The sequence below is a fragment of the Bacillus sp. EU63 genome (assembly GCF_038592915.1).
GTDB lineage: Bacteria > Bacillota > Bacilli > Bacillales > Bacillaceae > Bacillus > Bacillus velezensis.
The window spans coordinates 1,406,750-1,418,671 of sequence record NZ_CP151944.1; the positions used below are offsets into that span (position 1 = coordinate 1,406,750).

Below are 11,922 nucleotides of genomic sequence, written 5' to 3' on the forward strand. Positions count from 1 at the left end.
CATGTTTAATGAAAGAGAAGCGCTGCGCTTACGTTTAGAACAATTAAACGAAGCAGAGGTAAAAGTCATTCGTGAATATCAAATAGAACGTGATAAAATATATGCAAAACTGAGAGAATTAGACAATACAGGCAGCCTGTCCGATACAAAAAAAGAGTTTCGTCCGGAGAAAAAAAGTGACTCTCTCCCGGTGCTTGCAGAGCTTGCGGCACAGGAAATGAGAAGCTATCAAAAGCCGCAGACACAGCCTCAATCCTCCCAGCCGCAGATGCAGTCTATTACGTCTCTTCCCGCCGGCATTCCAGACGGTTCTACAAGAAGAAGAAGAGGGACGGCGAGACCGGGATCAAAAGCGGCAAAACTGCGCGAAGCAGCGATTAAAACGTTGAAACGCCACAATGCAGCGATCAAAAGTTCCGAACTGCAAAAGGAAATTGAAAAGGAAAGCGGCCTTGAAATTCCTAATATGACAACATTTATGCAAAGCTTAATTAAAATGTATCCGGAAGTGAAAAAACCATATCGCGGCCAATATATTCTTGAGGGAGAAATTTCTCAGGAAACAGCAGAAACGGCAAATGATACGGCTGCTGAATAAAACAGTAAAAACTGCTTGCGTTACTCAAGCAGTTTTTTTGCGTTTTCCCGCTTATTCTGCGGAAGTGACGCATCTTTTCCAGGCTTTTTTTCAAGCTTGACGACATATTTTTGGAAAGGCTTTTCGCCGTCAGCACGTTCTTTCAACGCATCCAGTTTTTCATCAAGCGACTGATCGCGGGACTCTGATTGTACAAATTGTTTTTGCAGGGAGATGACTTGTTCGGTAACGGCTTTAAGCAAGTCTTCTGCCTGAACAGTCTCTTTGGAAACAGAAGGGATTTCCAGAGCTTGTTCCGCTGGTTCCGCCGTGCGGCTGTCAATATCAGCAAAATGGCCGGCAATCCAAGCATCACTTTCGTCCAGCTGCCGTTTATACGAAAGAATGGTTTCTTGAAATAACTTTTCTTTCGTTTTTTCTATTTCTACAAGCCGTTCTTTTGTTTCTAGTATTCGATCTCTCATATGATTAATTTCTATTTTAATATGTTTGAGCTGGTATTCTTTTTCTATCATTTGTGTTTGGAGCCGGGTATTTTCGTCTGCAGCGGCATGATAACGCTGTTTCATATCTTCGTGAGAAGTCCGTTCAGTTTGAATGGCGGTCTCAAGTGAGCGGATGCGGGTATGTAAGTTTTTGTTTTCTTCTTCAAATTTTACATTTGTAAGATGCAGACGGTGCTTTTCTTCCATCTCATTTTTCCGCCGAAACGTTTCCTGCTGAAGCAGTTCTTGCAGAATGACGATTTTATCGAGCAGCCCGGCTCTGATTTCATGCAAAGAACGTTCCGTGTCACTTGTCTGTTTGTGTTTTTGAGCCATGGCTTCCAATTCGTCAGAAAGCTTGTGAAGCCGCTCTTTAATATTGGCGTTTTCCTCCTGAAGCTTATTATTTTTCTGATGGAAGTAGCTTGCTTCAAATTCTGAAATTAATTTTCTGCATCTGGAAAGTTCGGATTTCAAGTAAAGGTTCTCTTGAGAAGTGTCGTGGAAAAACGGACCGGATATTTTCATAAGAACCATCTCCCTCATGATGTTAACACTACAATATGGGAAAGGATCAACGGCTATTCCTCTTAATTAAACAGACAAGCACCGTAATATTGTATTTCGGCTGAGGCGTTTGCTATGCTTTTATATAGAATGGGAGAGAGATGACATGAAACGGGTGAATGTAATATTAGCGGGGGGAGCTTCCCGAAGATTCGGAGAACCGAAAGCTTTTGCAAAGTGGAAGGGCGGCATGTTTTATGAACAGGCGAAAAAAGCCTTCGGCGGCGGAGAAACGGTAATTATCAGCCGCCCTGAGCATATAAAAAAGTTCTTATCAAACAGGGAGCGGCATGTTTTTGCCGATGAGCCGCGGTTTCGGGGAATGGGCCCGCTGGCCGGCATATATACGGCAATGAAACAAACGGAAGGCGAAACATACACGGTCATATCCTGTGACACGCCGCTCGTGACAAGAAAGACGATGGCTGCACTTGAAATGAAGCTGACCGGAAATCTGGACGCTGTCATACCGGTTTGTGAAAACAGAGAGCAGCCCCTCTTGGCGGTTTACCATAAACGGGTGCAGGGTGTGCTTTTTGATCAGCTGACACAAAACAAACTGAAAATGACAGACACGCTGAAACGGCTGTCTGTCTGTTATGTGCAGGCTGAAGACATCGGCGCCGGGCCGGAGGAGTTCGCTAATATCAACACACGGGACGATTACACCAGACTTTTGGCGCATGTCGAGTCTTCAAATCAGGACTGATCGGGAAGAAACATGGTATGATGGAAATAAAAATGCAAGGGGACAACACAGATGGAAGAGCGCTATTCGCGGCAGACAAGATTTAAGCCGATAGGGGAAAAAGGGCAGCAGGCGCTGGCTGACAGCAGTGTCCTGATTGTCGGAGCCGGAGCCCTCGGAACAGCCGCGGCAGAGGGCCTGGCAAGAGCCGGAGCGGGCCGTATGACGATTATTGACCGGGATTATGTGGAATGGAGCAATTTACAAAGACAGCAGCTGTATACAGAAGAAGACGCGAGACAGCGCCTGCCGAAAGCAATGGCGGCCAAGGCGCGTCTTTTGGCGGTAAACAGTGATATACATATCGATGCTTACGCGGCGGAAGGTACGGCGGAAACGCTCGAACCGCTGATCGAACAAGCGGATTGCATCGTGGATGCGACAGATAATTTTGAAACGAGAATGGTCATCAATGATCTGGCGCTGAAAACGGAAACACCTTGGATTTACGGTGCCTGTGTCAGCAGTCAGGGAATGTGCATGACGATTATTCCGGGGGTTACGCCGTGTTTATCCTGCCTGTTTGAGCAAATGCCCGTGGGCGGAGCGACATGTGATACAGCAGGTATCATACCTCCGGCGGTTCATATCGTCTCCGCTTATCAGCAGGCTGAGGCGCTGAAATTGCTGACAGGAAATCATGCGGCGGTAAATCGGCGCTTTTTCACGTTTGACGTGTGGAATAACACCAATATGAGCATAAATGTGGATCAGATCAAACGGGATCATTGCCCTTCCTGCGGCGCGGAGCCCGTATATCCGTATCTGCAGCCTGAAAACAGGCCGAAAGCAAGCGTGCTGTGCGGAAGAGACACCGTTCAAATCAGATCGGAAGCCTTAAAGAGGCTGGATAAAGAAGAGCTTGTCAAACGTCTGAAGCAGATCGGTAAAGTGGAAGCAAATGAATTTCTGCTGCACATGGCGTATGAGCGCTTCAGAATCGTTATTTTTCAGGATGGCCGGGCTCTGATTCACGGTACAAACGATATAAAAGAAGCAAATTCAGTTCTGGCCAGGGTGATCGGACTGTAGGAAGGGGAGATATTGCTATGCTTGAAAAAAGAACGCCGATTCAGGTGGACGAAGCAGTCCGCCGGGTGAGCCGGTATAAAAAACAGGGGGATACCGAATGGGTGGCGCTTGAGGACAGTCTCCACCGCTATTTGGCGGAGGATCTTAAGGCGGATCATGATGTGCCGGCCTTTAACCGTTCCCCGTATGACGGGTTTGCCATCAGGGCGAGCGATTCAAAAACGGCTTCCCGTGACAATGCCGTCACCTTTGAAGTCATTGACCATATCGGAGCCGGCGCCGTGTCAGAAAAAGAACTCGGGCCTTATGAAGCGGTCCGCATTATGACGGGGGCGCAGATTCCAAAAGGCGCGGATGCCGTAGTGATGCTTGAGCTGACAAAAACGTTTTCTGAAAACGGGACGAATTACATGTCAGTGAAACGCCCTTTTCATGCGGGCGATAATATTTCATATCAAGGAGAAGATGCGAAAAAGGGCAGCTCGCTATTAAAAAAAGGGACGAAAATCACGCCGGGCGTAACCGCTCTTTTAGCAACCTTCGGCTATGCTTCCGTTCCCGTGGTCAGAAAGCCGGTTGTCGGCATTATCGCAACGGGAACCGAGCTTCTTCATGTCAGCGATCCGCTTGAGCCGGGGAAAATCCGCAACAGCAACGCTGCCATGGTGTATGCCCAGGTCATTGAAGCGGGCGCGGTACCGCTGAACTTAGGGAAAATTTCCGATGATTTTGATGACAGCTATGCTGCGGTGAAGGAAGCTATGAAAAAAGTTGATTTTCTGATCACGACCGGCGGCGTGTCAGTCGGCGATTTTGATTTTCTTCCAGACATTTATAATAAGCTCGGAGCGGAAGTTCTTTTTAACAAAGTGGCAATGCGCCCGGGGAGCGTGACAACTGTCGCCCGGGCCGATGACATGCTGCTGTTCGGCCTTTCAGGCAATCCGTCCGCATGTTATGTCGGATTCACCCTGTTTGTCAAACCGATGATTCAGACGTGGCTTTTGAATGAAAAACCTCATTCCGGATGGGCGGAAGCCGTGTTAACAAACGACTTTCCGAAGCCGAATCCGTTTACGAGATTTGTGAGGGCATTTGTTTATCATAAGGACGGAAAGATGATGGCGTCACCGGTCGGTCTCGACAAATCAAGCTCAGTCACATCTCTAGCCGAAGCAAACGCGTTTATCCTTCTGCCGGGAGGAACGAGGGGGTATGAAGCGGGCCGGACGGTTCACGTGCTCCTCATCCGTGATGAGAATGGAAGTGAATGGCCGTGGTCAATTCTTTCCCGATCGTCCAGATCGTAGGTTTTCAAAACAGCGGTAAAACAACGTTTATTGAACGTGTGCTGAAAGCGGCGCCGAAAGAGTGCGATATTGGATGTTTAAAACATCACGGACATGGCGGAGAACCGGAACCTTTTTCTGACGGAAAAGACTCGGAGCGTTTTTCAAAAGCCGGAGCCGCGGTTACGGCAGTAGAAGGGGACGGCGTCCTGCAGCTTACGGCGCGAAAAAAATGGGATCTGGCGGGTTTGATCAGTCTGTATGAATGTCTGGGAATTGACGGTCTTCTCATAGAGGGATTTAAACATGCGCCGCATCCGAAAATCATTATGATCAAAGACAGCGAAGATTGGCAAAAGCTCAAACATTTGGAGCGCGTGATCGCGGTTATCAGCAGAAATATGGAGCATATGCCGGCAGATGCAGGCATGCCCGTATTCCATGCGGATGATCCGGCTGCCATTATGTTTGTGCTTTCGCAGCTGAAAGGGGAATCTGCATAAATGGAACGTTTTCAAATTACAAGGGAACCTATCATTGCGGAAAATATCGTAAAAAAAGTTGAAAAGCGTGAAGCCGGCGCCATCACAACGTTTATCGGCACGGTCAGAGAGTGGACTGCAGGACGGCGGACGGTACGGCTCGAATATGAAGCGTATGAACCGATGGCTGTTCAAATGCTTTCTCAAATCGGCGATGAAATCAGTGCGAAATGGGAAGGAGCCGAAGCTGCAATCACACACCGTGTCGGCGTCCTTGATATCGGAGAAGCAGCGGTCGTAATCGCCGTGTCTTCACCGCACAGAAAGGCGGCATATGAGGCGAATGAATATGCAATTGAACGGATAAAACAGATTGTGCCGATATGGAAAAAAGAAATCTGGGAAGACGGCGAAGAATGGATAGGCGATCAGCTGGAAACAACGCCCTATCCGAACGGAGAACCGGATTTGGATAAAGGGGAATCGCGATGATTAAAGTACTATTGTTTGCCGGGCTTGCGGAGCAGGCGGGAACACCGGTCATTGAACTTGACGAAAAAGAGACGGCGGCGTCTGCTGTAAAAACACTGTTAAAGGAACGGTACGGACTTCAGACGATTGACAATGCCATGATCGCAATCAATGAAACATATGTAAAAGACAACAGCATCGTAACAGAAGGTGATACCATTGCCTTTATCCCTCCTGTAAGCGGAGGGTGAAAAAAGAGCCGGATGAGCATCATTGCCATCCGGCTTTTTTGTATATAGGAGCTGAATTCCAGAGAATATCTAAATGGGATTTAAAGGGATTTGTGATTGAGACGGTTTTGATTAGATGAATAGGCTGAAGACAGTGCCTTCACAAGGCTTTGAGCCTCCCGTCATACCGGTCTGACAATACTTTTTTTTACATAATTATGGAACGTAAAGCTAAGAATTTGTGTTACAATTTAGCATAAATACGCAAACGGCAAAAAAATTGAAACTTCTCTCAGCCTAAAGCGTACGTATAAACAGAATAATACATAGGAGGCATCAGCAATATGGAACCAAACCTGGAAAAAAGCAATACGGCAGTAACGGAAAAGCCGTCAATTTTCGGCGTCATTACAAGTCCTGTTGTGCAGTTTAAAAGATTAAAAGAAAAGCCGGTCATCGGCATTCCTCTCCTGATTGTCATCATTCTCATCGCGGCCGGCAGTATTTTGCGCGGACTGGGGATGAATTATGAAGAAGTGCTGAACAGCACATCTCTTGACGGATTGTCGGATGATCAGATTGAAATGACCAAAACCATTGCTAAATTCGGCTCGATGTTCGGAGGAATCTTCGGGGGCATTATCGCTCTGTTTATCGTTCCGCTCATTTACTGGCTGTGCGTCAAAATTTCAGGCGGCGTGACAACTTACAAAAAAATGCTCTCACTCAGCCTGTTTACGGCATTCATTACCAATATCGGCTTAGTCATTAACGGTCTTGTCACTTATTTTACCGGTGCGGGCTCACTGTACGCCGTTACATCTTTGGCGAGTGTCATACCGGCCGGAGACGGCGTCGCGGTCTTTTTAAGCGCGTTCGACATTTTCAGCATCTGGAGCTATATTCTGCTCGCTTTGGGACTTCGCTATACAGGCGGCATTTCAAAAAAAGCGGCCTGGACTTCCGCGATTGTCCTGTTTGTTATTATGCTTTTGGTTTCGGCAGTCGGAGGACTGTTAAGTTCAGTGACAGCAGGTGTATAACATGAAAAAAATTTGGATCGGAATCGGCATCGCCGTAATTGTTGCAGTATTCATCGGTATCAATATTTATAAGTCTGCCGCTCCCGCGGGCGGCAGCGCCGGGAAAAAAATCGAAACCGGAACCTTGGAAAACAGAGAAATCTCCTCTACGGTCATGGTTCCGGGAACACTTAAATTCTCTAAAGAACAGTATGTTTTTTATGAAGCGGATAAAGGAACTCTTGATAAAGTGAAAGTAAAAGAAGGCGACAAAGTAAAAAAAGGGTCGTCGTTAGTCACGTATACAAATGAGCAGCTCAATCTTGATAAAGAACAAAATGAGTTGACAGAACAATCAAAACGGATGCAAATCGAACAAGTTGAAGAAAAACTCAGAGCATTAAACAGCAAGGAACAAGATCTGGCAAAACAAGTGGGAGAAGCTGAAGCCAAAAAACAAATTGAATCCGAACGGACTGATCTGCAGCTTCAGCAAAAAACGGCGGAAATCGAATTAAAGCAATCTGATTTGCAAAAGCAGTCTCTTGAAAATCAAGTGGCGAATCTCAATGTTAAGAGTGAGATGGACGGGACGGTTATCTCGGTAAATCAAGAAGCGGCTTCTAAAAAATCGGATATTCAAGAACCGGTTATACATATAGGAGACCCGGAACACCTGATCGTTGCCGGCAATTTGTCCGAATACGACACGCTGAAAGTGAAAAAGGGCCAAAGCGTTACGATTACCTCAGACGCCATTCCCGGTAAAACGTGGAAAGGGAGAGTGGCGGCTGTCGGCCTCGTTCCTGATCAAAAGTCAAGCGCTGCTTCGGGGGAAAGCACGGAACAGGCCGTGCAGTATCCGTTCCAGGTTAAGCTGATCGGAAACCTTCCGGAGGGCAAGCCGGGGTTTAAATTAATTATGAACATTGAAACCGACAAACGGAAAGCCGATACGCTGCCGTCCTCCGCGGTCAAAAAAGACGGAGATGAGCACTGGGTCTTTACGGTAAAAGACGGGAAGGCCAAACGCGTGAAAGTTAAAGTCGGCGATACCGCAAATCAGCTTACGGAGATAAAAGAGGGGCTTTCAAAGGATGATAAAGTCATTCTGAATCCGGCTGACGGTTTGACTGACGGAACGGATGTGAAAGCATAGATGATTCAGCTTTCAAAGGTGAAAAAAAGCTATCAGATCGGCAAGGAGACGTTTGATGTTCTTCGTTCAATCGACCTGACGATTGAAGAAGGAGAATATGTGTCAATTATGGGACCGTCGGGATCGGGAAAATCTACGATCATGAATATCATCGGCTGTCTGGACAGACCGACGTCCGGCAGTTACAGGCTTGCGGGCGAAGATGTTTCTTCATGTACCGAAAAAGAGCTTGCGGCGGTCCGGAACAAATCAATCGGATTTGTCTTTCAGCAATTTCAGCTGCTGCCGCGATTGAATGCAAGAAAAAATGTCGAACTCCCCATGATCTACGCCGGTATCGGCAAAAAAGAGCGTGAGGAACGGGCTGAGCATGCGCTGGAAAAAGTCGGTTTGGCGGATCGGATGCGTCACATGCCGAATGAGCTGTCAGGCGGCCAGAAGCAGCGTGTCGCGATTGCAAGAGCCATCGTGAACGAACCGAAGCTCATTTTAGCTGATGAACCGACCGGCGCGCTGGATACGAAAACAAGCATTTCTATTATGGAGCAGTTCACAGAGCTTAATGCAGAGGGCGTGACCGTGGTGCTTGTCACTCATGAGCCTGAAGTGGCGGACTGTACAAACAGAGTGATTTTCGTCCGTGACGGCATGATCGTTTCCCGCGATGCTGAGCAGAGGAGAGTGGGAGAATGAGCCTGTTAGAAAATCTCCGGATGGCCCTCAGTTCCGTAAGAGCTCACAAGCTGAGATCGATTCTGACGATGCTCGGAATCATTATCGGCGTCGGTTCAGTAATTGTTGTTGTGGCTGTCGGCCAGGGCGGAGAGCAAATGCTGAAGCAATCCATCAGCGGGCCGGGCAATACGATTGAATTGTTTTACCTTCCGAGTGATGAAGAATTAACAGCCAATCCGAACGCCTTACAGGAAGCGAGTTTTACAGAAGAAGATATTAATGGATTAAAAGGAGTGGACGGCGTAAAGCAGGTTGTCGCTTCCGCGGTAAAATCCATGACGGCCCGTTACCATGAAGAAGACACGGATATTACGCTGAACGGCATTAACAGCGGCTACATGGACGTAAAAAAGCTGGACGTTCAAGATGGACGGACATTTACGGACAATGATTTTCTTTCCGGGAAAAGAGCGGGAATCATCTCGAAAAAAATGGCTGAAAAGCTGTTCGGGAAAACGTCTCCGCTCGGAAAAATCGTCTGGGCCGGCGGACAGCCCGTTGAAGTAATCGGCGTACTGAAAGAAGAGAGCGGTTTTTTATCGTTAGGACTCAGTGAAATGTATGTGCCGTTCAACATGCTGAAAACGTCTTTCGGTACTAACGACTACAGCAACGTTTCCGTTCAGACGGAGTCCGCTGATCAAATCAAAACAACAGGAAAAGAAGCGGCCCGTCTCTTAAATGACAATCACGGTACAAAAGAGGCCTATCAAGTCATGAATATGGAAGAAATCGCGGCGGGAATCGGTCAGGTCACGACCGTCATGACGACGATCATCGGTTCGATCGCCGGTATTTCTCTCATTGTCGGCGGGATCGGGGTCATGAATATTATGCTCGTATCAGTGACGGAACGGACAAGAGAAATCGGCATCCGCAAATCGCTCGGTGCCACGAGAGGACAGATTCTGACACAATTCTTAATTGAATCTGTTGTGCTTACATTAATCGGCGGCTTAATCGGAATCGGTCTCGGCTACGGGGGAGCATCACTCGTTTCTCTTATCGCAGGCTGGCCGTCGCTCGTTTCCTGGCAGGTGGTTTGTATCGGCGTACTGTTCAGTATGCTGATCGGTGTCATTTTCGGCATGCTGCCCGCCAACAAAGCATCACGCTTAGATCCGATTGAAGCATTAAGGTATGAATAACCTGCGCCCCATGCAGTCTGCATGGGGTTTTTTGTGTTTTAATGATTGAATGAATATAATAGACTTTTTTCATTTATGATAAAAAGAAAATGTCATACAATTGTCCCCCTTTTTGTCGAATTTACAGTTTACAAACCCTATGTACATACGTTAATATGAACAAATGTGAAAGATTTTGATAGTTATTGAATGAATTTGAGTGATTTTAGTTGCTTGAAGTAAAAAAAGCGTTTACAATTATCTTGCAGCCGAAATGAATACGTTTTCAAAGGAGGCGGAATATGCTCACTCCTGAAAGGTATCAGCTGATTATGGATCAGATTGAAAAGCGAGATGTGGTGAAGATTCAAGAGCTGATAAGCATGACAAACGCTTCTGAATCAACGATCAGAAGAGATTTATCAACACTTGAAGAGCGCGGGTTTTTAAAGCGCGTTCACGGCGGGGCGTCTAAACTTTCCAACAGCAGGCAAGAACCCGATATGCTTGAAAAATCCTCCAAAAACCTTCAAGATAAACTGAAGATCGCAGAAGAAGCGGCATCTTTATTAGAAGAAGGTGACTGTATTTACCTCGATGCGGGAACAACTACATTGCACATGATTGATTTTATAGATCATACAAAGGACATTGTGGTTGTCACAAACGGAGTTATGCATATCGACGCTTTAATAAGGAAAGGGATTCCTTTTTATCTTCTCGGAGGATATGTGAAGCATAGAACAGGTGCGATGATCGGCGGCGCCTCATTAACGGCGGTCAGCCAGTACCGTTTTGACAAAAGCTTTCTCGGGGTGAACGGCGTGCACATTGAAGCCGGCTTTACAACACCCGATCCGGATGAGGCTCTTCTGAAGACAAAGGCTGTGAGACAGGCGAAAAATGCGTATGTTTTAGCCGATCCTTCTAAATTCGGCGAGATTTCTTTCGCAGCGTTCGCCGCCTTGGGCGATGCCGCTATCATTACCACTGAAGCTGAAGAACTTGCATTCGATAATTACCAAGAAAAAACTGTCGTAAAGGTAGTGAAACCATGATTTACACTGTAACCCTCAATCCGTCTGTTGACTATATCGTTCACGTTGAAGATTTTGCCGTAGGCGGTTTAAACCGTTCCAGCTATGACACGAAGTATCCCGGCGGAAAAGGCATCAACGTTTCGAGATTACTGAAAAGACACCATGTGCCGTCAAAAGCATTGGGGTTTGTCGGCGGATTTACCGGAAATTATATCACGTCATTTTTGCAGCAGGAAGGTCTGGAAACGGCTTTTTCTGAGGTAGATGAAGACACGCGTATAAATGTAAAACTGAAAACGGGCGATGAAACGGAAATTAACGGACAGGGCCCGACGATTTCAGACGAAGTGTTCAATGCCTTTTTAGAACAGTTCTCCGCTCTGGAAGAGGGAGACATCGTCGTTTTAGCGGGAAGCATTCCTTCTTCCCTGCCGCATAACACGTATGAAAAAATTGCTGAGGCATGCAGAAAGCAGAATGCCCGGGTAGTGGTGGACATCTCCGGTGAAGCGCTGATGAAAGCGACAGAAATGAAACCGTTTTTGATGAAGCCGAATCATCATGAGCTTGGGGAAATGTTTAATACGGTCATTGATTCAGCCGAAGCTGCCGTTCCTTACGGTAAAAAATTAATTGAACAAGGCGCTGAACACGCGATTGTTTCGATGGCTGGCGACGGTGCGCTTTTATTTACGAAAGAGGCGGTTTTCCTCGCCAATGTTCCTAAAGGAAAGCTTGTCAATTCCGTAGGCGCGGGTGATTCCGTCGTCGCGGGATTCCTTGCGGGAATTTCAAAACAGCTGCCTTTGGAAGATGCGTTCCGTTTAGGAGTTGCTTCCGGAAGCGCGACGGCATTTTCTGAAGAACTCGGAACTGAAGAGTTTGTACAGCAGCTTCTTCCTGAAGTTAAAGTCACACGTCTATAGAGGAGGAAAGA

General features: G+C 46.9%; 14 protein-coding genes. 13 read left to right on the forward strand and 1 reads right to left on the reverse strand.

Annotation, left to right across the window (positions count from 1 at the left end):
• Nucleotide 1 precedes the first annotated feature (1 nt).
• On the forward strand, nt 2-598 hold the full coding sequence (gene rok, locus NYE38_RS07320) for a transcriptional regulator Rok (RefSeq protein ID WP_003154591.1): 597 nt from the start codon (nt 2-4) through the stop codon (nt 596-598).
• Between the two features lie 20 nt (nt 599-618).
• On the opposite strand, the gene NYE38_RS07325 is transcribed toward rok, so the two are convergent.
• Nucleotides 619-1,611 (reverse strand): hypothetical protein, encoded by a 993-nt coding sequence (locus NYE38_RS07325; protein WP_017417683.1) that lies wholly within the window; start codon nt 1,609-1,611, stop codon nt 619-621.
• 145 nt (nt 1,612-1,756) lie between these two features.
• On the opposite strand from NYE38_RS07325, the gene NYE38_RS07330 reads away from it, so the two are divergent.
• The 12 genes from NYE38_RS07330 (at nt 1,757) to pfkB (ending at nt 11,911) form a co-directional block, all read left to right on the forward strand.
• Nucleotides 1,757-2,359 carry a molybdenum cofactor guanylyltransferase gene (locus NYE38_RS07330; RefSeq protein WP_257989135.1) on the forward strand — a complete coding sequence of 201 codons (603 nt, stop codon included), beginning with the start codon at nt 1,757-1,759 and terminating at the stop codon, nt 2,357-2,359.
• Nucleotides 2,360-2,410: 51 nt separating this feature from the next.
• Entirely contained in the window at nt 2,411-3,430 is a 1,020-nt protein-coding gene (locus tag NYE38_RS07335) for a molybdopterin-synthase adenylyltransferase MoeB (RefSeq protein ID WP_110085530.1), read from the forward strand.
• Nucleotides 3,431-3,447: 17 nt separating this feature from the next.
• Complete coding sequence (glp, locus tag NYE38_RS07340; RefSeq protein WP_065180238.1) at nt 3,448-4,740, forward strand: gephyrin-like molybdotransferase Glp; 1,293 nt, start codon at nt 3,448-3,450, stop codon at nt 4,738-4,740.
• Nucleotides 4,701-5,222: a molybdopterin-guanine dinucleotide biosynthesis protein B gene (gene mobB, locus NYE38_RS07345; RefSeq protein WP_029973679.1), complete on the forward strand. Its 522-nt coding sequence runs from the start codon at nt 4,701-4,703 to the stop codon at nt 5,220-5,222. The genes glp and mobB overlap by 40 nt, the downstream gene beginning before the upstream one ends.
• The gene (locus NYE38_RS07350) at nt 5,223-5,693 is read left to right on the forward strand and encodes a molybdenum cofactor biosynthesis protein MoaE (protein WP_021493751.1); all 471 of its coding nucleotides are present in this window, start codon (nt 5,223-5,225) and stop codon (nt 5,691-5,693) included.
• Nucleotides 5,690-5,923 carry a molybdopterin converting factor subunit 1 gene (gene moaD / locus NYE38_RS07355; protein ID WP_007409633.1) on the forward strand — a complete coding sequence of 78 codons (234 nt, stop codon included), beginning with the start codon at nt 5,690-5,692 and terminating at the stop codon, nt 5,921-5,923. The genes NYE38_RS07350 and moaD overlap by 4 nt, the downstream gene beginning before the upstream one ends.
• A gap of 323 nt (nt 5,924-6,246) precedes the next feature.
• Nucleotides 6,247-6,945, forward strand: a complete 699-nt coding sequence (locus NYE38_RS07360; protein WP_017417688.1) for a Yip1 family protein — start codon at nt 6,247-6,249, stop codon at nt 6,943-6,945.
• A gap of 1 nt (nt 6,946) precedes the next feature.
• On the forward strand, nt 6,947-8,083 hold the full coding sequence (locus NYE38_RS07365; RefSeq protein WP_065180239.1) for an efflux RND transporter periplasmic adaptor subunit: 1,137 nt from the start codon (nt 6,947-6,949) through the stop codon (nt 8,081-8,083).
• A complete protein-coding gene (locus NYE38_RS07370; RefSeq protein WP_007409637.1) occupies nt 8,084-8,776 on the forward strand; it encodes an ABC transporter ATP-binding protein in 693 nt (230 codons plus the stop codon).
• Nucleotides 8,773-9,966 carry an ABC transporter permease gene (locus tag NYE38_RS07375; protein WP_014417626.1) on the forward strand — a complete coding sequence of 398 codons (1,194 nt, stop codon included), beginning with the start codon at nt 8,773-8,775 and terminating at the stop codon, nt 9,964-9,966. Before NYE38_RS07370 ends, NYE38_RS07375 begins: the two co-directional genes overlap by 4 nt.
• 281 nt (nt 9,967-10,247) lie before the next feature.
• On the forward strand, nt 10,248-11,003 hold the full coding sequence (locus NYE38_RS07380) for a DeoR/GlpR family DNA-binding transcription regulator (RefSeq protein WP_014417627.1): 756 nt from the start codon (nt 10,248-10,250) through the stop codon (nt 11,001-11,003).
• Nucleotides 11,000-11,911 (forward strand): 1-phosphofructokinase, encoded by a 912-nt coding sequence (pfkB, locus tag NYE38_RS07385; RefSeq protein WP_003154572.1) that lies wholly within the window; start codon nt 11,000-11,002, stop codon nt 11,909-11,911. Before NYE38_RS07380 ends, pfkB begins: the two co-directional genes overlap by 4 nt.
• Nucleotides 11,912-11,922: the final 11 nt, after the last annotated feature.

Coding starts and splice junctions, on each gene's coding strand:
- rok (WP_003154591.1), top strand. CDS start 2: ATGTTTAATGAAAGAGAAGCGCTGCGCTTACGTTTAGAACAATTAAAC.
- NYE38_RS07325 (WP_017417683.1), bottom strand. CDS start 1,611: ATGAAAATATCCGGTCCGTTTTTCCACGACACTTCTCAAGAGAACCTT.
- NYE38_RS07330 (WP_257989135.1), top strand. CDS start 1,757: ATGAAACGGGTGAATGTAATATTAGCGGGGGGAGCTTCCCGAAGATTC.
- NYE38_RS07335 (WP_110085530.1), top strand. CDS start 2,411: ATGGAAGAGCGCTATTCGCGGCAGACAAGATTTAAGCCGATAGGGGAA.
- glp (WP_065180238.1), top strand. CDS start 3,448: ATGCTTGAAAAAAGAACGCCGATTCAGGTGGACGAAGCAGTCCGCCGG.
- mobB (WP_029973679.1), top strand. CDS start 4,701: ATGGCCGTGGTCAATTCTTTCCCGATCGTCCAGATCGTAGGTTTTCAA.
- NYE38_RS07350 (WP_021493751.1), top strand. CDS start 5,223: ATGGAACGTTTTCAAATTACAAGGGAACCTATCATTGCGGAAAATATC.
- moaD (WP_007409633.1), top strand. CDS start 5,690: ATGATTAAAGTACTATTGTTTGCCGGGCTTGCGGAGCAGGCGGGAACA.
- NYE38_RS07360 (WP_017417688.1), top strand. CDS start 6,247: ATGGAACCAAACCTGGAAAAAAGCAATACGGCAGTAACGGAAAAGCCG.
- NYE38_RS07365 (WP_065180239.1), top strand. CDS start 6,947: ATGAAAAAAATTTGGATCGGAATCGGCATCGCCGTAATTGTTGCAGTA.
- NYE38_RS07370 (WP_007409637.1), top strand. CDS start 8,084: ATGATTCAGCTTTCAAAGGTGAAAAAAAGCTATCAGATCGGCAAGGAG.
- NYE38_RS07375 (WP_014417626.1), top strand. CDS start 8,773: ATGAGCCTGTTAGAAAATCTCCGGATGGCCCTCAGTTCCGTAAGAGCT.
- NYE38_RS07380 (WP_014417627.1), top strand. CDS start 10,248: ATGCTCACTCCTGAAAGGTATCAGCTGATTATGGATCAGATTGAAAAG.
- pfkB (WP_003154572.1), top strand. CDS start 11,000: ATGATTTACACTGTAACCCTCAATCCGTCTGTTGACTATATCGTTCAC.